Below are 20,934 nucleotides of genomic sequence, written 5' to 3' on the forward strand. Positions count from 1 at the left end.
ACATTGTGCGCATTTGGGGCTTACGTTGTGGCCATGACATGCACAAAAACAAATGCAATGGTAATTGCAGCAATAATAACAACCCTAGCCAGATAATCCGGTACTAACATAAAACCCCATTTGCGGCGCCGCTGCGCTTCGCTTGCTCAGGCTCCGCAGCTGTGCGCTGCGGCGCCGCAGTTAAAATAAACTTACAGTTGGTTGATTTGATGCAACAGAATCAGGCACAAAATCACGAGCCTCATTTGGCATACAAAAAGCATTAACAGATGAAGAACCATTAGAGGCTATTACGTGGCAATCATGGCGATACTCAAACTCCCAACCCATATCACGCATTAAATCACTGGATATAGCAAAAACGCCCCTAGAGCTACGAAGCTCAAAAATATAATCACGACCAGTTATAAACCTATATTTATTAAGGTTGGCTATTACACCAGTCACATAAATTTCATGAGAACCATATGGCAAAACAGCATCTACAGCATTAACCACACGAACAGCATTTTGATTCCCTTCAGGATTAATAAAAGCAGCAAGAGACGTATCAACAACTTGCTTAACCACTTCACCAGACTGAGAACTTTGGTCAACATCCAACGTGGGAGCCTCATAAATCCCAAAGAACCAGATGTAATAGATGATGACTGCAAGAAGGATGAGCAAGACGCCGATGAATCGGACGTCACTGAATGGAGTTGAACCTTTTGTTTGACCAGTGATTGCTCCGGTTGAAGTCGATTTGTAGAGCGCAAAAACTTGGGTAGGAACCTTGCGAGTGAAAATGCTTGCTTTGGCTGGGACATAAGTACCGGACTCCCTAGGCTTATGTGGATAAATACGAGGGCGACGCTTGTAATAGGGAATCAACTTTCCCAAAGCGTCATTATGTTTATATGCATAAGCGGTTTCAGCAACACCACGAACAAGCGGATGAACCTCATCAATATCAGGAGTACAGTAAACCAAATCCCAGTTATATTTCCGATGCCTGTTAAACGCATCAGAAATATCAGCGGGGTAAATGATATGACCATTATCATCAAAAACAGTTATACCCAAATCATCAACATCACCCTCCCCCAACGTGTCTGGCGAAACATCATCTAAACGCGCGTTAAATTCATCAAGAAAGGCAGAAGGCAAGCCAACCATATCAACAGCAGGTACTTTATTGAGTTGCTCAATTTTAAATGTTTTATCAGCTTTGGATGATGGATAAACACCCTGCACTTCATCAATCAGAATAAACGCGCCAACAGGTGCCCAACACCAAAAACGACGCATCAAAGCCAAGCCTGTTGGATTCTGTGTTGATACACGCCAAAGCTTTGCAGTAGACGGGAATTTTTCACAAAGAATCGCTTCTATCGTTTCCAAGGGCTTCAAGCCCTCAATATTAGTAATGACCAAGCGCCCTTCCCTCAAAGCTGGCAATAATTCATACCAAAGAGTGGAGGCGCTTTTGTATGAGCCTGGCGAACCGTGAACAAAAATACTGGCCATTAGATAAACCTCATCACCATAGCTGTAATGCGAGCATTCAAAATAACGTTAAACGCATCAATCAAACGTGTATCAGCAACAACAGCTTTAACAGTTGGAGATAAACCAGATAAAGAGTTCATCACAGTGCTAGATATACTCAAATCAGAAATTATGACCTTGGCAACTTGCCAAGAAAATTTAACAGATTCGACATAAAGCAAAAACTTTACATAAATCATTGCCTCAAAAGCCCAAGCCGTTAAACGATGAAAAAAATTTGGCACACCCTCAGTAACAAAATTCATCATGTCGGTTCCCAAATCAATCAAAGACTGAAAAGCACCGGAAAAACCAGAGGGTGAATCAGCAGCAAAAACCATAAACGGCAATAATGCAAATATGAAAATAAATAAATTCTTAATCATTACGACCTCCCATAACAATAGAAGCCGCTGCCATCCAGGCAAACGCCATAACAGCAGCCGCAATAATACCTACATTTTGTTGAAAAAACTCCCAAACCTTGCTTTTGAATGTACCGTAAGAAAGATTTAATGTTATTTGCTCATAAGCACCAGACGGAGAAGAAACGGAAAACATACCAGTAAATTCAGATTTAATGCTTTTTATAAGCTGATTTGCTTCATCTTTTTTATCTAAGGCCATATCTTTAATAATAGCTAAATCAGCCTCACCAAAAAGCGAATCAAAAGAACCAAACGACTCTCGGCCTTTAGGTTTTGATGTAGTGAAATCAAACTTTTTACCCAAATTCTTAAGCTCATCAATTAGCGGTGCCAAATCTTTGAATAAATCGCCTTCTTTATCGTTTGATTTATAACAAACAAACACATCATTGATATATCCGCAGCCGTCCTGACAAATACCTTGCTCATTGCATTTTTCTGCTGGGTCTTCTTTACAAATCATACCCGCGCCAGACTTAGTGCAATTTTCGGGCAAATCAGGTTCTTTATTAGCGCAAGAAGGGTGAGAAGGATTAAAAGTACAATTCACATCAGGAGGTTCTTCGGCGTCACACTCTGCCCCCTCGCAAGGGCTAAAGCAAACAAACTGGTCATTAACATATCCACAATCTGACTGGCAGACACCTGTATAGAAATCGCATTTTTCATTAGGGTCAGCAGCACAAACCATTAAATCAGAACTCATTTTTTCACAAGTATTAGGCTCTGGAATATCACCATCATCATAATCAGGAGGCGGATTATCACCAAAACAGTCAGCTTCCAAATCCAAAGAAAAAGAATTAGAACCAGCGGCGCGAGTATAACCACATCTAGCGCCTGTATCTGGGTCAGTCTTACAAACGGATGTGGAAATATTTGTTAAAACAGGCAAGATAGAACCGAATTTATCACGACAATTCGACAAATCATTCAACAAATTAGGGTCATAACAACGATCTACTTCGTTATCACCGTTATAGTCATAACCGAAAGAATAAGGAAATTCACATTGAGAGAGGGTATCAACAGCAGGCAAAGCCACAACATACCAACTAATATCAAAAACACCACGGGCATCAGTACAGCCCATGGCATAATCAAACGCCATTTTCCCGTATTTTCTTATCTTAGAAGTGGATGAAGCATAACTAAAAGTACCCTCACCCCATCTACAAAAATTGCCTACAATGGAAGAATAAGAAGTTTGCCAAGCTGAAACCGCCCAATCATCACACTCTGTAGCTAATGACCTAAGCGTAGCTGTATCAGTGTTTAATATCTCACCATCAACAAACCACTCCTTAACCCGATTAGTCCCATTGGTCGTACAATAAAGCGGAGTCTGACGCTTAGTTACTACCGGCTGATAATCGGCAATATCATAAATTGACGCATTTACAGATGAAACAAAAAGGGCTATTACCAGCCCAGCGATTGATAATAGCCCTTTCATAATAAAACCCTTTTAACTGGCACGAATGCCCGTACTGAAACCCTCTACAAAGACATAAACAGTTATCGATACGAGCAAAATAGAAGTAAGCAAAACTTACTTCAACCAGCGAACCAAAATACCGAGGCCGAAAGCAATTGCAGCAACAGCAATTACAGCACCAGCAACAGCACCAGTATTCGTCTCAGCAGTAGCCTGAACGGCTGCAATCTGAGCGGTGTAATCAGCAGCGAAAGCGGGAGCCGAAGAAGCAATAACACCAGCTGCGGCAAGCATGGAACCATAAATAGTCTTTTTCATAACATTCACCTTAAATCAACTTTTGCCCATTATTCGAGTTACTCTCCCCAGGCCGTGGGCAATTAGAAACGACACAAGGAGAAATCCATTCATTTCAGCAAACAATTCAAAATTAAACTCAAACAAATCATTCAATGTTTGAATTAATTGCTGGCTAGACGCGTCCTGGTATTCTTGAGGCGTTAATAAAACAAACTGGCAGTTAGAACCAGATAAATCAGCTATTAACGAGCCGTCAGGATTTACCAGGACACATTGCATAATTAAACCTGAACTGAACGAGAGTCAGTTTTAACAGATGATACAGAATCGGACTTTGAAACAGTGTTAAACATAGCCTGAAAATCCTGATATTTAACAGGTATAGACTGTTTAACAGTAATGCCAATACAAACCAACTTTGTGAAATCATCTTCACTTGGAGCCATTTCAAGCTCAAGAAATGCAGGTAGCGGCAATTTTTCGGCCAACGCCAACATATCCATAGTGCATTCTACTGGTTGATGTTTGGTGTCACCCTTTTGAGGAGTGCAAAAACCAGAAGCAACAGCACGACCATTTTCATTTTCCCAAGTCATAAAGGGAACCAGATGATGAAGCTGACCATATTCATATTCACGGCCTGAACCTTTACTTTTACCTTTCGCAGCTACTGCACCAGCAATCAATTGAATGACTTTCATTTTTTAAGCTCCTTGAACAATGGCCGAATAAAAATCAGGCGCATCACTGTGTTTAAAAGTGGATATTAGACCACGGTAATAATCAGGCGCGGAAAGTTTGCCGCCTATCTTGATTTCTTTGTTTTCGTCTATTTTCTGTTTATGACCAGCAACAAGACGAACGAGAATTTCATCAGCAGATAAGCCCCAAGAGTCAGCAAGTTCATAGATAGCTCGGCCACATTGGCGCTGAAGCCAACGCAAGCCAGACTGAAGCTCTATTGAGGCAACTTTTTTTGCTTTAAACAAAAGAGGCTTAGCGCTGTCTTCATCCAAGTTAATAGAGGCGGCATAAGGACAGATAGAAGCAAAATATTTAGCAGGGCTGAGCAATGTATCAACGTGAACACCCTTCAATTCGACTTCGGAGCGATACCACGTTTCAGAGGTGCCCTGCTCCTTTCCTTTGTCATAAATGCGCCAATAAACAGCACTGGAGCGAGAGCCGACCTTAACAATCTGACCCTCTATCTCTTTGTTATAACGCTTAGTGCAAATCTCAATTGAAGGATTGCGACCACCGCCAAAGCGCTTAAACCCATCATCATCGTAAGCAACAACAGCATGGTCACATGTATAATTCCCATGGAAATCGTCATAGCACAAATCTAAACGAGTAAGGCTTTGAACACCTAGAAATGTAAGCCAATGATGGAGCCTGGCTCTGTCTATGTGGCTGAAAAGATACTTACAGCCCTTACCTGAAATCTGGATATAAACTGTATCGTTATTGCCACCAAAGGCGACAAAACCGACAGTTGTTTTAAGCTTCGAATCTTTAAGCTCACAGCTATGAGTATAAAAAAAACGGCCTATAGGGCGTGGAGAGCAGACCCTAAAGCCGAGAACGCGAGTGATAAACTGTTGCAGCCTATCATGCTGAACTGCTTGAACATCAGCCTTGAACTGGTCAAAGCCTGCAACGGTATCAGGATAATCAGAATAAAGCGGCATCTTTGACCAGCTTGAATCTTCCAGCTTTTGAAAAACGGAGAAAGGCATTGAAAAAGCCAAGTGGTCGATACCGATAAGGCCAAGGCGAGTGACATACGGAGTCGGGTCATTCTTAAGGCAAGGCAGCGACATAATGCGCTGTGCTGCATTTGGCGCATAAACAACAGAATCGGGAGTCAAAGGGCGACTGGTGCAAAGCTTGCCAGTCTTATCGGTAAGAAAGAAACGATTAAGCAGGTTCATAAGACCCCCTGCCCCAGCTCAGATGGCATCTCTGAAAGCATATCTACATCAATAAGCTGGTAAGGCATCCCCTCAGCCTTCAGGTCTTCAATCAACTGGTCAAGACTGAAAAACCACTGCTCACCCCACAGCAAAGAACGACAGCAAATCGGGCTGGATTGCCCAAAATCGCTGGCTGGCTGATAGCTGAAATAGACAGTGTGCACTCAAAATCCCTCTTTTGTAGCTGCGTACCGATGTATACACAGCGACAATATAGACGAACATACACACGTATACAAGCACATTTAGACATTGATGCGCACGATCTACTATGATCCACGCACACAACTAGATAGGGGTATCTGTACATGAGTAGCAAAACAACGACTCTGAGAGTGTCTGAGGAGCGCAAAATGGCACTTGAAAGAGCAGCAATTGAAATCAGCTACAAGACAGGCATATCAATCAAATGGACAGAGCTGGCAAACTACCTATTTGACAACATGCTACAAGAAGCAAAGAAGGATCTAATGGGCGCAACAGATATAAAGAAAACACTTAAGAAAGACTGATTCAGTGCGGAAGCAATGGGAAGCCCCGTGTTATCGGGGAGTTAACCCCCGTAAGACATAACGGGGGTTTTTCTTTTGTCTCCGACCGTCAGGCCGTAAAACAAGATGAAAGGACGCTAAAAGCTGTCTGGCAGGAGCAGTCGGGACAAAAAGCGTCCCAACAGAGGCTTAGCATTAGGGGTCGAAGACCCCTAATAACCCCATTTATTAAATATGTACGGGTATATTAATTCGCACAATGCAGATTATGCAAAAAGGCCGGCATCGGGAGAGATTTTCGATGACCGGCCTTTATACATAATGCTGACCCACATTGTGCGCATTTAGATGTGAGGCTACTGGGTTGTTCGCGTACTTAGGCTCAATGCACCATCAAGGTACACCGAATCTGAGCTGCTGCCAGCAGCGTTGGTCACAATGGTCGCTAAGACTCGTTGAGTTAACGATGGGATTTTTTACAGGCTCACAGGATGTCAGCGCTGTGTTTTGTACAAAGTCGTTTGCGGTGCTTAGATCTTGCTGCTGCATTGGTTTATTGCAGTCAACCCGTTCTTTACATGCCCATAGGCACAATTGCCACAGCTGCTGCTTAGATACACTGTCGAGGCACTTCACATCTGCAGCACACAAATGGCCTTGGTAAATTAGCCGTGCCAACAGAGACTCCGGCATGGCGAGATTCACAGTTTTCAAAGCGATACATCCTTTACCTCAAACTAAATACCCTAGATGATAATAGTTATCATCTAGATTAAATGCCAGGGTTTTTACCTCAATATTTGCGCTGGCGCGAATATGATGAACTACACTGAAATGGAACAGCACGAATACGCTCAATAGGTAGAGGTCATCTAATGCTCATTGATATGGCTAAGAAAAACCCCCTGTTTTCCGGTAAGAAAAAGGTTGAGTCAGAAGATGCTGGTCCAGCGTGGAAAGTCTTGATCGTCGACGATGAACCCGACGTTCACACGGTTACCAAACTGGCCCTGTCGCGTTTCAAATTGGAAGGCCGCTCGCTTTCCTTTATTAATGCCTATAGTGGGGAGCAGGCAAAAGAAATTCTTAACACCGAAAAGGATGTCGCCGTTGCCTTTATCGATGTGGTCATGGAAAGTGACCATGCGGGGCTTGAGTTGGTTAAGTGGATCCGTGAAGAACTAAAAAACCGCACAATGCGTATAGTGCTGCGAACAGGACAGCCCGGACAGGCGCCGGAAGAAGACGTTATTGTCAATTACGATATTAATGACTACAAGGCCAAGGCGGAACTCGACTCCCGTAAACTGGTCACCAGTGTGTACTCTTCCCTGAGGTCTTACCGGGACATCATGGAGATTGAACAGGCACGCCAAACGCAGTTAAATCATCGCAAAGGGTTGGAACGGGTACTTGAGGCCACATCCGGATTGTTTGAATTGAGGACTTTACATAAGTTCGCTGACGGCCTTCTTACACAAGTTGCCAGTTTATTGAACCTGGATACCGAGACACTTCTGTTGTCCTGCAATGCGATGGATGCTATCAGCGGCAACGTTGATTCTCATGAACTTGAGATTTTGGCTGGCACAGGCCAGTTTGCTGCACATCATGACAGGGAACTTGCGCCGCCAATATTAAAACTACTCAGAGAAGCTCTGGTTCAGAAACGATGCTTATATGAACAAAATTGCTTCATTGGCTATTTTCCCACCAAAAGTGGGTTGATAAATCTTTTATACATGGATGGTATCGATAAAATCGGTGATTTGGATAAACAGCTGATAGATATTTTCGCCATCAATGTCGGGGTAGCCTTCGAAAATCTATTGTTAAACAAGGAGCTTGAAGATACTCAATCTGAACTGATTTTGCGGTTGGGTGATGTGGTCGAAAGCCGTTCAAAAGAAGCTGCAAATCACGTAAAACGTATGGCGGCCTATTGCTATGATCTTGCCCTGCTTGCGGGGCTTTCAGATTATGAGGCAGATCTGTTGAAACGTGCCGCTCCAATGCATGATATTGGTAAAATCGCTATTCCTGACGCAGTATTGTTAAAGCCAGCCAAGCTGGATAATGAAGAGTGGCAGATAATGCGTCAACATCCGGTGATAGGACATCAAATTCTGGCCAATTCTGAACGCCCTATTCTAAATGCCGCAGCAACCATTTCACTGCAGCATCATGAAAAGTTCGATGGCAGTGGTTATCCTGCGGGGTTAGCTGGTGATGCAATTCATGTTTACTCACGCATTGTCGCCATAGCAGATGTTTTTGATGCCCTTTCACATTCACGCTGTTACAAAGAAGCCTGGCCATTGGATCAAGTATTGGAGGAAATGAATCGCTGTTCGGGAACTCATTTTGATCCAACTTTGTTAGCCTTGTTTATAGAACATATCGACACATTCGTTGCGATAAAAGAATGCTGGAAAGATACGGCCTAAATTAACATCAGTCTGAGTTATTGTCGGCTAAAAAGTCGAACCAGGCCTGCTTAGTCAGGCCTTTATCGTTAATGAAGGTGATTTTCAGTCGCCAGACCATATAGCCACTGGCACAACTCCCATATATTACTGAAGACTGATATAGGTTTTCGCCCCTCTTTTGCCAATTCAGCGGGATAATGCCCATAAACATGTCTCGGCCTTCAATAACACTTTCTGTGATGCGCAATGTGTCAGATATTTTTAGTTGGAATATCAGTGGTTTTTCGCTGGGGGCGTCTGCTGGCGTAATCGAAAGTTCGACTATGTTTTCGTCAAGCATTAGTTGGCACGCACCTTGGTGAAAGTCACATAGATCATTGCTGTCAAAATGCGTTTGTGATGTTTTTTGACTCTGATCACATCCCGAACCAATAAACGGGATTAACAAAGCGCAAATCATGATACGGAAACGTTTACCTAGCACAACAATTCACCTTATGCTGCAATACGTTAACATTCTATTGCTGGGCTTGATCCAGATCAACAAAGCTATCCCGGGTCAGGTATCTTTTTTGACGCAGCTCAAGTATCATTGCAAAGCCTCACTTCTGGTGACAAAAGTGCGGGTACAAATATTGACAGTTGGCATTTTGCCCGGTAGGGAGAGCGTTAACTGTCATGATAATAAACCGGTAAAGCTCGTCTTTACTCACATTACAAGTAAAAGTAATAAGCAGTGGAAGCACTATGATGAACCATTCCCAGCCTACCGGCGCTGATTACAATTACACTGTCGTGCGCCAATTCGCCCTTACTACAGTTTTGTGGGGCATTGTTGGTATGACCGTCGGTGTACTTATTGCGGCTCAGTTGATCTGGCCACAGCTGAACTTTGATACGCCTTGGTTGACTTATAGCCGCTTGCGGCCGTTGCACACCAATGCGGTTATCTTCGCGTTCGGTACCTCAGCGCTTTTTGCCACCTCGTACTATGTTGTTCAACGTACCTGTCAAACCCGTTTGTTTGCGCCCGCTCTGGCGTCATTCACCTTCTGGGGTTGGCAAGCAATCATTCTTTCTGCAGCTATCACTCTGCCTCTGGGTATCACCAGCGGTAAAGAGTATGCAGAACTGGAATGGCCAATCGATATCGCCATCGCCGTTGTTTGGGTGAGTTACGCTATCGTGTTCTTTGGCACTATTATCAAGCGTAAGACCTCGCACATTTATGTTGCGAACTGGTTCTTCGGCGCCTTTATCATCACCGTTGCTGTGCTGCACATTGTAAATTCCATGGCTGTACCTGTTAGCCTGTGGAAGTCTTACTCTATTTATGCCGGCGCCGTGGATGCTATGGTTCAGTGGTGGTATGGTCACAACGCCGTAGGCTTCCTGCTGACCGCAGGCTTCCTGGGTATGATGTACTACTTCGTGCCTAAACAAGCTGGCCGACCAGTGTATTCTTATCGCCTGTCCATCGTGCACTTCTGGGCACTGATTGCACTCTACATCTGGGCTGGTCCTCACCACCTGCATTACACTGCCCTGCCCGACTGGACTCAGTCTCTGGGTATGGTGATGTCTCTGATCCTGTTCGCACCTTCTTGGGGCGGTATGATCAACGGCATCATGACTCTGTCAGGCGCATGGCATAAGCTGCGTACTGACCCAGTTCTGCGCTTCCTGGTGGTTTCTTTGTCCTTCTACGGTATGTCTACCTTCGAAGGTCCGATGATGGCCATCAAGACAGTGAACGCACTGTCTCACTACACTGACTGGACCGTTGGTCACGTACACTCAGGCGCACTGGGTTGGGTTGCCATGGTATCTATCGGTTCTCTGTACCACCTGATCCCTAACCTGTTCAATCACGGCCGTATGTACTCTACCTCTCTGGTAAACGTACACTTCTGGCTGGCAACTATCGGCACAGTGCTGTACATCGTTGCTATGTGGATCTCGGGTGTGATGCAGGGTCTGATGTGGCGTGCAGTTAACTCTGACGGCACCCTGACCTACAGCTTCGTTGAAAGTCTGGAAGCCTCGTATCCGTTCTACTTCGTTCGCTTCCTGGGCGGCTGCTTCTTCGTAACCGGCATGCTGATCATGGCCTATAACGTGTATCGCACCGTTAAAGCGCCAAAAGATTCACTGCCTGCGCTGACTGAAGCCAAAGCTGCATAAGGAGTAGACACGATGAAATTCAATCACGAATTAATAGAGAAGAACATCGGTTTGCTCGGTATCTTCACCGTGCTGGTGATCAGCATCGGTGGTCTGGTACAGATCACGCCGCTGCTGTTCCAAAAAGATACCACTGAGCCAGTTAAGGGCCTGCGTCCTTACACTGCCCTCGAGCTTGAAGGCCGCGACATTTACATCCGTGAAGGTTGCTATAACTGTCACAGCCAGATGATCCGTCCTCTGCGTGCAGAGACTGAACGTTACGGTCACTACTCTGTTGCCGGTGAGTCTGTTTGGGATCACCCATTCCAGTGGGGCTCCAAGCGTACCGGTCCGGATCTGGCCCGTGTGGGTGGTCGTTACAGCGACAAATGGCACGAAGTTCATCTCATCGATCCTCGCGCTGTGGTTCCTCAATCAAACATGCCTGGCTTCCCATGGCTGTCAGAAAACACGCTTGATGGCAAGTTGACAGCACAGAAAATGGAAGTTTTCCGCGGGTTTGGTGTTCCTTATACCGATGATGACATCGCCAACGCTCAGAAAGCTGTAGAAGGCAAGACTGAGATGGAAGCCATCATTGCGTATCTGCAGTCTCTGGGACACGCACTCAAATAAGGAGGCAACTATATGGATTACGGCACATTACACGGACTCGTTACCATCGTTGTAATGCTGACCTTCGTCGGTATATTTGCTTGGGCTTATAGCTCCCGTCGCAAAAAGCAATTCGACGAGGCGGCTAACCTGGTGTTCTCTGATGAAGAGCACCAGGAAATGAAGGACTCAGGAGAGCAAAAATAATGTTGATGAGTAACTTCTGGAGTATGTGGATTAGCATACTCACAATTCTGGTGATTGTAGGCTGCTTCGTGCTGCTGAAGATCTGTTCCAAGAACACGACGCCTGATATCAAAGAAGGCGAGTCAATGGGTCACAGCTTCGATGGTATCGAAGAGCTGAACAACCCACTGCCAAAGTGGTGGAGCTATATGTTCTACATCACTATCGTGTTTGGTGTGGTTTATCTGCTGGCATACCCAGGTCTTGGTAACTACAAGGGTTTCCTGGGGTGGACCAGCTCTAACCAGAGCATTGGTACCGAAGAAGGTATCAAAGCGGACTCCAAGGCTGCGATTGAGAACGCATCCAAAGAAGGCCGCTGGGTTCAGTACGATCAGGAAGTTAAGGCTGCTGACGACAAGTTCGGCCCTATCTTCAAGAAGTTTGCTGAAACCCCTCTGGAAGAACTGGCAAAAGATCCTGAAGCACTGAAAGTGGGCGGTCGTCTGTTCCTGCAGAACTGTTCTCAGTGTCACGGCTCTGATGCCCGCGGTAGCCTTGGCTTCCCTAACCTGACTGATGGTGACTGGTTGTATGGTGGCTCACTGGCCGAAATCAAGACCAGCATCATGAACGGTCGTCGCGGTATGATGCCTCCAAAAGGCGGTCTGCCGATTGATGACAGCGAGATCCCCGGTCTTGTTGCTTATCTGCACCAGTTGGGTGGCACTGAACATGACGCTGCACTGGCCGCTCAAGGTCAGGGTTCCTTCATGAAGGGCTGTTTCGCCTGTCACGGTATGGACGCCAAGGGTAACAAACTCATGGGCGCGCCTAACCTGACTGACAATATCTGGCTTTACGGTTCAAGTGATGGTCAGATCACTGAGTCAATCAAGTATGGTCGCAGTGGCGTGATGCCAGCATGGAAAGACGTGCTGGGTGAAGAAAAAGTTCACGTAATCGCCGCCTACGTTTACAGCTTGTCAAACAAGTAAAAAAACGTCGCATAAAAGCAGGCCCCGATAGTAAATCGGGGCCTTTTTTTAAGTGATAACTCATACATTTGGCGATAGAATATCGCCACTTTATTTTTCGATGGTATTAGTCAATGAGCGAGCAGCAAGCCTGGTATAAGCAGTTCTGGCCCTGGTTTTTAATAATCCTGCCTTTGTGCGCGGTAGTGGCGAGTTTAGCTACTTTCAAAATCGCTCTGGATAACTCAGACTCATTGGTTGCCGAGGAATATTACAAAAAAGGCAAGGCCATCAATATGGACCTGTCGAAAATTCAATATGCCCGCCAATTGGGTATGCAGTTTTTAGTCACTGTTAAAGATGGCAGCATCACCCTTGAGCAGCACGGGGGGCCAGCTTATGCCGCCGCACTCGATACTCATTTCTATCACCCCACTATTGCCGAGCGCGACTTCGATAAGATGCTGACCCAGGACGCATCCGGGTTGTATCGTATCAGTCCTGAGAAAGAGATTTCCGGTTTCTGGGAAGTGCGTATCGAAAGTTTCGACGGCAAGTGGCGTCTGCAAAAACGTCTGGAACTTGCTGAGGGCAAAGAGCACTGGCTGAATTGAGTCAGATATGTCACAGCAACCGTGTTTCCACTGCAATGAGCCGGTTCTGACCGGTAATCAATTTATTACCCGCATTGATGGCAACGATGAAACTATGTGTTGCCCCGGCTGTCAGGCCGTGTCTCAGGCCATTGTCGATGCGGGTCTGCTGTCCTACTACAAATACCGTACTGAACCTGGCAGTCGTCAAACTGCACTGGTGCCTGAAAGCCTGAATCATTACAGCGCCTACGACCTGCCGGAAGTACAACAGGACTTTGTGCACGGCCGGGATGGCCTGGATGAAGTGACCCTGAGTATCGATGGTATTACCTGCGCTGCCTGTGCCTGGTTAATTGAACATAAGCTGCAACATGTTGAGGGTGTTGAGCGCATTCAGGTTAACTCCACCACCCAGCGCGCCTTTATCCGCTGGCAACCCGGCAAAATCAAACTGAGTGAATTGCTGTCTGCCATCGGCAGGATTGGCTATTCAGCCGCGCCATTTCAGCTTGACGATCAGGAAGTGGTTGCCAAGCGCAGTAGTCGCCGTTTTTTACTGAGGCTTGGACTGGCAGGCTTTGCCACCATGCAGGTGATGATGTTTGCCCTCGCCCTTTACGCAGGCTACTTCACCGACCTTGAAACCGAGTTTCGTGATTATTTCCGCTGGGTCAGTATGATTTTCGCCGCACCTGTGGTGTTTTATTCGGCCCAACCCTTCTACTTCAGTGCCATTCGGGCCATTCTCAGCGGCAAGCTGAATATGGATGTGTCTGTCTCTATCGCCATTTGTGGTGCCTATATCGCAAGCTGCGTTGCCACTATCAATGGCACGGGCGAGGTGTACTTCGAATCGGTATCCATGTTCACCTTCTTTTTGCTGCTGGGGCGCTATTTTGAACAAAATGCCCGCCAAAAGGCATCGGTCAGCTCCAGCAACCTGCATAAATTGGTACCTTTAACCGCAAGTCGGGTGACTGACGCAGGTGTTGAAGAAATTCCAGCCAAAAAGCTTGCTGTCGGCGATGTTATTTTGGTGAGCCCTGGGGATGTGATTGCCGCCGATGGTCTGATAGTCGATGGTCTGTCAGGCGTTAATGAGTCCATGCTCACCGGCGAGCAGTTGCCAGTTTCAAAAGGCATTGGAGCTGAAGTATATGCCGGAACCATAAATCTGGAGCAGCCGCTTAAGGTTAAGGTAACGGCAACAGGGCAAGATCAGCTGGTCGCAGAGATTATTCGCCTGCAGGAAATGGCCTCCAATGCCAAACCGGCAATTGCCCTTACCGCTGATAAGTTAGCCCGATATTTCTCTGCCACTATTCTGACCATTGCTGCCGTTACCTATGTGGTGTGGCGTCAGTTCGCCCCGGAAGATGCCTTTTGGGTCACTCTGTCGGTGCTTGTGGCCACCTGCCCCTGCGCCCTGGCGCTGGCAACGCCTACTGCGGTGACCTGTGCAACCGGACTTTTCACCCGCCTTGGGATTATTTCAAGAAACGGCAGCGTATTTGAAAAGCTGCCGAGGCTAAACCATGTGGTGTTTGACAAAACAGGCACCCTGACCTGCGGCCATTTCAGCCTTGGGGAGGTAAAACTCTTCTCAAAAATGGATAAAGAGCAGGCACTTGCCATTGCCTCGGCGCTAGAAAAAGGCTCGCTCCACCCCATCGCAAAACTGTTCAGCCAGTTCCCCACTCAATTCAGCGCGGCAGAACCTGCTACCCAGGTGGGTTTTGGTGTCTCCGGCTTGATTGATGGCAGCCGTTATTACATTGGCAGTGGCGAATATCTAAAGGTTGCAGGCGCAAGCGAACTCACAGGCCAATGGGTCTACCTTGGCAATGACACTGGTCTTATCGCAGCCTTTGAAATTCAGGACAAACTCAGGGACGATGCCAAGCACACCTTAGATACTCTGCGTGCATCCGGTCTTGGCGTCAGTATTGCCAGTGGTGACACCTCGTTGCACCTTAGCAATGTGGCCAACACCCTGGGAGTCAACGATGTACATGGCGGCCTTAAACCTGCGGATAAGCTTGCCTTTATCGAAAAACATCGCTGCGAAGGCAAGGTCGTGGCCATGTTTGGCGATGGCATCAACGATGCCCCTGTGCTCGCCGGCGCCGATTTGTCGGTTGCCATGGGCAGCGGCAGCGCGGTCGCGAAGAACAGCGCCGACCTGATTTTGCTTGGCGATCACCTTAGCCGCTTTATCGATGCCGTGACCATTGCCCGAAGCACCAATCGTATTATCCGGCAGAATTTGGCCTGGGCTCTGGGTTACAATGTGTTTATTCTGCCCCTCGCCGTTACCGGCCATGTGGTGCCATATATTGCCGCTATCGGCATGTCTGCCAGCTCATTGATAGTGGTTGGTAACAGTTTAAGGCTGCTGAGGTTAAAGCCATGAGCATAATTTACGTACTTATTCCTATTGCCATGTTGTTTGTGCTTATTGCCGTTGGCGTGTTTTTCTGGGCAGTACGCTCTGAGCAGTTTGACGATTTAAACCGCCAGGGTTCTTCCATCCTGTTTGATGAAGACAAACCCAACAAAGCCGCCAAAGCTCACGGCGACAATCCCTCTAACAAAGACAGCAAAGCGGAATCCCAGTGATGGAATACAACCTGCTGGGTGCTCTGCTGGTTGGTTTAATGGGGACTGGTCACTGTTTTGGTATGTGTGGCGGCCTGATAGGCGCCTTTTCCAGCCAGATCCCGGCGCCCCAGCGCCATCAAAACCCCCTTTCCCATAGACTCGGCTTTCTTGTCGCTTACAACCTTGGCCGTATTGGCAGTTACAGTCTGGCGGGAGCACTGGCAGGCGGCCTTACCGGTGGCCTTGCGTTTTTGTTTGATGCCCAGTCGTTGCTGCTGGTAATGCGTTTCGTTGCCGGCATTATGATGGTTGTTCTTGGCCTTTACATTGCCAAAATCTGGGCCGGAGTGACGGCACTTGAACACTTGGGTCGGGTACTATGGAGGCGGCTTGAGCCCATCGGCAGACGAATGCTGCCTTTGGATACAAAGCTTAAGTCCTTCAGTGCTGGCGCAGTGTGGGGCTGGCTTCCCTGTGGTCTGGTTTATTCTACCCTCACCTGGTCAGTAGCAAGTGGCAGTGCGCTTCAGGGTGCCCTGATTATGCTGTTTTTTGGTCTCGGCACGCTACCGGCACTGCTTAGTGCAGGCGTTGCGGCGAAGACACTTGCCAATTGGTTGCAAAATCGCACCATGCGTTTGTTCAGTGGGGGCCTTCTCGTAGCCTTTGGGCTGCAAACTCTATATATTGGTGTCGCTCAGCTTGGCTAGCCCGAGAAGTGCATTTGAGTTAACATGTCGTTAATAAAAAGGTTTGGAATAACACAATGCCACTAGAACAAAATAAACTCCGCCGCCCCGCTGCTACAGGTTGCACCATTCATTGTCATGATTGCAGCATGGGATCGCTGTGCATTCCTTTTACGCTTAACTCAAACGAACTTGACCAACTCGACAACATCATCGAGCGCAAAAAGCCGATTCAGAAAGGCGAACAGATTTTTAAATCCGGCGACACACTGAAGTCACTGTACGCAATTCGCTCCGGCACCATTAAAAGCTATACCATCACCGAGCAAGGCGATGAGCAAATCACCGGCTTTCACCTTGCTGGCGACGTGATTGGGTTTGATGGTATCCATGCACAAACTCATCAAAGCTTTGCCCAAGCACTGGAAACCTCCATGGTGTGTGAAATACCCTACCACACCCTGGATGATCTTTCGGGCTCCATGCCCAAGCTTCGTCAGCAAATCATGCGCTTGATGAGCAATGAAATCATGTCCGATCAGGAAATGATCCTGCTGCTGAGTAAGAAAAATGCTGAGGAACGCCTTGCTGCCTTTATTGCCAATCTGGCGACCCGCTATGGCAATCGTGGGTTTTCTCAGCGCGAGTTTCGTCTGACCATGACCCGAGGCGATATCGGCAATTATCTAGGCCTCACTGTTGAGACTATCAGTCGCCTTTTGGGACGTTTCCAGAAGTCCGGTTTGATTGAGGTAAAAGGCAAATACATCACGATCCTCGATTTTGCAGGTTTGAATGCTCTCGCCGGAAATGCCCGCATAGCGAGATAAATACAAGTGATTGATCTAAAACAAAGCATTGCTTGGTCGCTCGTTCATCATAGTAAGTGAAACCAAGCCAATTTCAGGAGGCCGCTATGAAGGATTATCAGAAGTTATTGGTCGTGATTGACCCCACCAGTGATCGTCAGGTGGCTCTTGAACGTGCTGTGGAACTTGCCGCAAAAAATCACAGCCAGATCACAGTATTCCTGTCGATTTTCGACTTCTCCTATGAAATGACTTCCATACTTTCTGCCCACGAGCGGGAAGCCATGCGTAAAGGCGTCATTGACCAGCGGGTCGCCTGGCTTGGTGATATTCTTACCCCTTATGTCAGCAAGGGACTCGATATCCAAACTCAGGTAGTTTGGCATAATCGTCCATTTGAAAGCATTATCAATTTTGCCATCGAAGGTAACTTTGATGTCATCATCAAGGGCACTCACGAACACGATAAATTAAAAGCCGTGATTTTTACTCCTACCGACTGGCACCTGATGCGTAAAGCTCCTGTTCCTGTATTGCTGGTAAAAGAGCATGATTGGCCGGTGGGCGGAAAAATTTTGTGTGCTGTTAATGTAGCAACGGAAGATCCTGAACATCAGCAACTTAATAATAAAATTATCGAGCACGCCAAAGCCCTGGCAGAACAGTTCAATGCTCATGTACATTTGGTTAACGGCTATCCCGGTACTCCGGTGAATCTTGCCATAGAACTGCCGGATTTTGATGCACATAGCTACAATGAGTCTATTCGTCTGCAACACGAGCAGCGAGTGAAGTATCTGGCACAGAAGCATGGTATCAACGCTGATCATTGCCATGTGAAAGAAGGCTTACCTGAAGATGTTATCCCTGAGCTGGCTGTCGCACTGGACGCTGAGCTTGTTATTCTGGGTACAGTTGGCCGCACAGGTTTTTCTGCGGCGCTCATCGGTAATACCGCCGAGCATGTTATCGATAGCCTGAACTGTGATTTATTGGCGATAAAGCCTGACGGATATAAATCACCTCTGTTGGAAGGCTAAAGCTTTACCCTAAGCCACTAAGCTGGAATAATACGCGCCCTGAAACCTAGGTTACCGGGCGCTTTTTTATGTCTGACGTTGTAATGTCTGAAATCCAGCAAGACGAACTTTCCAAAAAACAGATCACTCACCTTAATAAGCTGCAAAAGCGGCTGCGCCGTGAAGTGGGCAGTGCTATCGCTGACTACAACATGATTGAAGATGGCGATCGGGTGATGTGTTGCCTATCCGGCGGCAAAGACAGCTACGCCATGCTGGACATACTGATTAATCTGCAGCAGCGTGCGCCCGTGTCGTTTGAGATTGTTGCAGTTAACCTAGATCAGAAGCAGCCCGGGTTCCCTGAGCATATTTTGCCAGCTTATCTTGATAGTCTCGGCATTCCTTATCATATCCTCGAGAAAGACACTTACTCTATCGTTAAGGATAAAATTCCTGAAGGCAAAACCACCTGCTCTTTGTGCTCCCGCCTGCGTCGTGGCACCCTCTATGGTTTTGCTCAACGCATCGGTGCCACCAAGATAGCCTTGGGTCATCACAGAGATGACATCATAGAAACGCTGTTTCTGAACATGTTCTATGGTGGCAAGATGAAAGCTATGCCGCCTAAGCTGCTGTCTGACGACGGCGCCAATGTGGTTATCCGCCCCCTCGCCTATTGCCGCGAGAAAGACATTGAAGAATATGCGCAGCTAAAAAACTTCCCCATTATTCCGTGTAACCTGTGTGGCTCACAGGAAAACTTAAAGCGTGCCGCAATCAAAGACATGCTTAAGCAGTGGGACCGTCAGTACCCCGGTCGTATCGAAACTATCTTCACCGCAATGCAAAATACTGCGCCCTCTCAAGGTGTTGATCGTGAGCAGTTCGATTTTGTGTCACTTAAGCAAGATCCGAATGCAGAGTTTCGCGGCGATGTAGCTGAGGCCGATTTGCCAGCTTTTGATTTTATGGATATATCCAACAGTGGTCATATCGATTTGGACAAAGCGGCCAAGCCTGCCGGCGAGCGCATCGATATTGTGTCTACTTTCACGCCATAACTGGCGTAGAAGCAAAAAAGCCCGCACGATGCGGGCTTTTTGTTTTATCGACTGTGTTTTACTGTGCAAATTGTCGATGTAAACAAATAACGCCCACAATTTACACAACCGACACCTAGTCACTTAACTGCTCAGGCCGTTAAACAACTTTACAACGACTCATTGCCCACGATTAAACCAGGGGCTGACGACAGCAGCAGCCTGGCTGAATTTAAGGGTTTCAGTGGCATCAATTTCATCGCTGCCAAGTATGAACTCACCACTGACCACAGATTCAATACCATTGCGGCTGACGGCAGTTTCTGCGGCATCAAACAAAAATCGAATACCATCGGCAGATTTAGCAAAATACTTCATCGGGAATCCCTGCAGTGCTGCTTGAAGGTCGTCCATTTCCTGTTTCAAAGCAGTCAGTTCAGATACTGTATAGGCACCTTTGGGAACACGCTCGCGGATTTGCAGTGCCAGGCCACACCCGGCAGCATCCCCCTGAGTTTCCAAATTAACTAAGGCACGCATGGTTTTCAGGTCGTTATCAAATGGGATGTACAACCTTTGATCCTGGGTAAACGTCAGTGGAAAGCGCTTGGATTCTGTGGTGATTTCACCGCTTATTATTTTACAGCCTTGGGTCTGTGGTACAGAAAAAGTCAGCTCGACCCGAGGGAATTCACCTTTGTTCACTACCTTGAGGCGATCATGAAACCCTGCGTACTCCAGAGAAACCGTACCGGCCATGCCGGGCATTGATACAAAAAGGCTAGACAGCAGACACAGTTTGATTGTCCGTTTCATTATTTCTTTCCAGATATTGTCGATTGTGCCGCAGCATTTGCAGCAATTCTTCCACGTAGGCCTCACGGCGTTCCGAGTAATTGAGTAATCCATAAACCAGCCTGGATGCGTCTGGTTCTATACCTTTCAAGCGCTGCTCAGCCCGAATAGACCGAAACAATTGGTATGCCGGGTGGGTGTTGATATTTTGTATATAAGAAGCTATTGCCTGTTCGACTGTATTAAAAACGGTGACTTCATGAGTCATTTCATGCCCGCGAGCAGCAGGCACAATACCGCAGCCTTTGCTGTAACACCATTGGCCGAAAAGATTAAGCCCCTCTTTGGCAAAACGAGAACTACCCCAGCCACTTTCGTTTGCCGCTTGTACCAAAACCAGCGATTCAGGAACTATATCAATACGCTTTAACAAGCGTTCAGCCATGCTCTGTGGAGTGTCTTCTTCTATGCCATATTCAGCGGCCAGCATGGAAAGGTACTGACTCTCTTTACTTGAAAGCGACTCTCCATTTTCCAATTTTGTCAGCAGCCGATTAACATCATGACGCTTTTTTAGGGTGTCCTGATTAATTTCCTGCACTATCGGGCGCAGAAAATCAAAGAATGCTGCTTTTTTTTCGCCAACATCATGATAGGCGTCAAAATCAGGTAGTTTGGTTGTATGCGAAAAAGGCGCTAATTTTTTCAGCATGTTATGCGGCGATTCCATTTCCGGCATCAAACTTACCCTTAGCAATACAATCGCCATGAAGCACAGGGCGAAAGCGACAATAAGAGTTGATATTTTACCGGTTTTCAATAGCTTAACCCTTGTGTGACTAC

General features: G+C 46.8%; 23 protein-coding genes. 13 read left to right on the top strand and 10 right to left on the bottom strand.

The features are described 5' to 3' along the window. Positions 1-180: 180 nt before the first annotated feature. The 7 genes from ABYK60_RS14320 to ABYK60_RS14350 all read right to left on the bottom strand — a co-directional run bounded on the left by ABYK60_RS14320 (position 181) and on the right by ABYK60_RS14350 (position 5,839). Positions 181-1,509: a zonular occludens toxin domain-containing protein gene (locus ABYK60_RS14320; RefSeq protein ID WP_372872701.1), complete on the bottom strand. Its 1,329-nt coding sequence runs from the start codon at positions 1,507-1,509 to the stop codon at positions 181-183. Then, positions 1,509-1,916, bottom strand: coding sequence for a hypothetical protein (locus ABYK60_RS14325; RefSeq protein WP_372872702.1), 408 nt, complete (start codon positions 1,914-1,916; stop codon positions 1,509-1,511). Before ABYK60_RS14325 ends, ABYK60_RS14320 begins: the two co-directional genes overlap by 1 nt. Then, the gene (locus tag ABYK60_RS14330; RefSeq protein WP_372872703.1) at positions 1,909-3,414 is read right to left on the bottom strand and encodes a hypothetical protein; all 1,506 of its coding nucleotides are present in this window, start codon (positions 3,412-3,414) and stop codon (positions 1,909-1,911) included. Before ABYK60_RS14330 ends, ABYK60_RS14325 begins: the two co-directional genes overlap by 8 nt. Before the next feature lie 96 nt (positions 3,415-3,510). After that, positions 3,511-3,714, bottom strand: coding sequence for a hypothetical protein (locus tag ABYK60_RS14335; RefSeq protein ID WP_372872704.1), 204 nt, complete (start codon positions 3,712-3,714; stop codon positions 3,511-3,513). A 263-nt stretch (positions 3,715-3,977) separates the two neighbouring features. Continuing rightward, positions 3,978-4,397, bottom strand: coding sequence for a hypothetical protein (locus tag ABYK60_RS14340; protein WP_372872705.1), 420 nt, complete (start codon positions 4,395-4,397; stop codon positions 3,978-3,980). A gap of 3 nt (positions 4,398-4,400) precedes the next feature. After that, positions 4,401-5,633, bottom strand: a complete 1,233-nt coding sequence (locus ABYK60_RS14345; RefSeq protein WP_372872706.1) for a replication initiation factor domain-containing protein — start codon at positions 5,631-5,633, stop codon at positions 4,401-4,403. Next, entirely contained in the window at positions 5,630-5,839 is a 210-nt protein-coding gene (locus ABYK60_RS14350; protein WP_372872707.1) for a hypothetical protein, read from the bottom strand. Before ABYK60_RS14350 ends, ABYK60_RS14345 begins: the two co-directional genes overlap by 4 nt. 189 nt (positions 5,840-6,028) lie before the next feature. Here ABYK60_RS14350 and ABYK60_RS14355 point away from each other — a divergent pair, with 189 nt between their 5' ends. Together ABYK60_RS14355 and ABYK60_RS14360 are read left to right on the top strand one after the other, a co-directional pair. Beyond that, a complete protein-coding gene (locus tag ABYK60_RS14355) occupies positions 6,029-6,187 on the top strand; it encodes a hypothetical protein (RefSeq protein WP_372872708.1) in 159 nt (52 codons plus the stop codon). Positions 6,188-7,041: 854 nt separating this feature from the next. Beyond that, positions 7,042-8,613 (top strand): DUF3369 domain-containing protein, encoded by a 1,572-nt coding sequence (locus ABYK60_RS14360; RefSeq protein ID WP_372872709.1) that lies wholly within the window; start codon positions 7,042-7,044, stop codon positions 8,611-8,613. Between the two features lie 7 nt (positions 8,614-8,620). Here the strand turns inward: ABYK60_RS14360 and ABYK60_RS14365 are convergent, their stop codons facing one another. Next, entirely contained in the window at positions 8,621-9,079 is a 459-nt protein-coding gene (locus ABYK60_RS14365) for a hypothetical protein (RefSeq protein WP_372872710.1), read from the bottom strand. A 263-nt stretch (positions 9,080-9,342) separates the two neighbouring features. Here ABYK60_RS14365 and ccoN point away from each other — a divergent pair, with 263 nt between their 5' ends. The 11 genes from ccoN (at position 9,343) to ttcA (ending at position 19,317) form a co-directional block, all read left to right on the top strand. Then, positions 9,343-10,779, top strand: coding sequence for a cytochrome-c oxidase, cbb3-type subunit I (gene ccoN / locus ABYK60_RS14370; protein ID WP_372872711.1), 1,437 nt, complete (start codon positions 9,343-9,345; stop codon positions 10,777-10,779). A gap of 12 nt (positions 10,780-10,791) precedes the next feature. Next, positions 10,792-11,397 (top strand): cytochrome-c oxidase, cbb3-type subunit II, encoded by a 606-nt coding sequence (ccoO, locus tag ABYK60_RS14375; RefSeq protein WP_372872712.1) that lies wholly within the window; start codon positions 10,792-10,794, stop codon positions 11,395-11,397. Between the two features lie 12 nt (positions 11,398-11,409). After that, positions 11,410-11,583, top strand: a complete 174-nt coding sequence (locus ABYK60_RS14380; protein ID WP_372872713.1) for a cbb3-type cytochrome oxidase subunit 3 — start codon at positions 11,410-11,412, stop codon at positions 11,581-11,583. Positions 11,584-11,588: 5 nt separating this feature from the next. Continuing rightward, the gene (gene ccoP / locus ABYK60_RS14385) at positions 11,589-12,560 is read left to right on the top strand and encodes a cytochrome-c oxidase, cbb3-type subunit III (protein WP_372872727.1); all 972 of its coding nucleotides are present in this window, start codon (positions 11,589-11,591) and stop codon (positions 12,558-12,560) included. Between the two features lie 113 nt (positions 12,561-12,673). Continuing rightward, entirely contained in the window at positions 12,674-13,153 is a 480-nt protein-coding gene (locus ABYK60_RS14390) for a FixH family protein (RefSeq protein ID WP_372872714.1), read from the top strand. Positions 13,154-13,160: 7 nt separating this feature from the next. Continuing rightward, on the top strand, positions 13,161-15,548 hold the full coding sequence (locus ABYK60_RS14395; RefSeq protein ID WP_372872715.1) for a heavy metal translocating P-type ATPase: 2,388 nt from the start codon (positions 13,161-13,163) through the stop codon (positions 15,546-15,548). Further along, a complete protein-coding gene (ccoS, locus tag ABYK60_RS14400; RefSeq protein WP_372872716.1) occupies positions 15,545-15,754 on the top strand; it encodes a cbb3-type cytochrome oxidase assembly protein CcoS in 210 nt (69 codons plus the stop codon). The genes ABYK60_RS14395 and ccoS overlap by 4 nt, the downstream gene beginning before the upstream one ends. Next, the gene (locus ABYK60_RS14405; RefSeq protein WP_372872717.1) at positions 15,751-16,446 is read left to right on the top strand and encodes a sulfite exporter TauE/SafE family protein; all 696 of its coding nucleotides are present in this window, start codon (positions 15,751-15,753) and stop codon (positions 16,444-16,446) included. Before ccoS ends, ABYK60_RS14405 begins: the two co-directional genes overlap by 4 nt. A 56-nt stretch (positions 16,447-16,502) precedes the next feature. Beyond that, entirely contained in the window at positions 16,503-17,255 is a 753-nt protein-coding gene (etrA, locus tag ABYK60_RS14410) for an electron transport transcriptional regulator EtrA (protein WP_372872718.1), read from the top strand. Between the two features lie 86 nt (positions 17,256-17,341). Then, positions 17,342-18,274, top strand: a complete 933-nt coding sequence (gene uspE, locus ABYK60_RS14415; protein WP_372872719.1) for a universal stress protein UspE — start codon at positions 17,342-17,344, stop codon at positions 18,272-18,274. A gap of 83 nt (positions 18,275-18,357) precedes the next feature. Then, a complete protein-coding gene (gene ttcA, locus ABYK60_RS14420; RefSeq protein WP_372872728.1) occupies positions 18,358-19,317 on the top strand; it encodes a tRNA 2-thiocytidine(32) synthetase TtcA in 960 nt (319 codons plus the stop codon). Positions 19,318-19,476: 159 nt separating this feature from the next. Here ttcA and ABYK60_RS14425 read toward each other — a convergent pair whose 3' ends face one another. Then, the gene (locus ABYK60_RS14425; protein ID WP_372872720.1) at positions 19,477-20,112 is read right to left on the bottom strand and encodes a DUF2987 domain-containing protein; all 636 of its coding nucleotides are present in this window, start codon (positions 20,110-20,112) and stop codon (positions 19,477-19,479) included. Further along, positions 20,078-20,911 carry a glucosaminidase domain-containing protein gene (locus ABYK60_RS14430; protein ID WP_372872721.1) on the bottom strand — a complete coding sequence of 278 codons (834 nt, stop codon included), beginning with the start codon at positions 20,909-20,911 and terminating at the stop codon, positions 20,078-20,080. The genes ABYK60_RS14425 and ABYK60_RS14430 overlap by 35 nt, the downstream gene beginning before the upstream one ends. Positions 20,912-20,934: the final 23 nt, after the last annotated feature.

The sequence above is a fragment of the Shewanella sp. genome, from assembly GCF_041630135.1.
Lineage (GTDB): Bacteria > Pseudomonadota > Gammaproteobacteria > Enterobacterales > Shewanellaceae > Shewanella.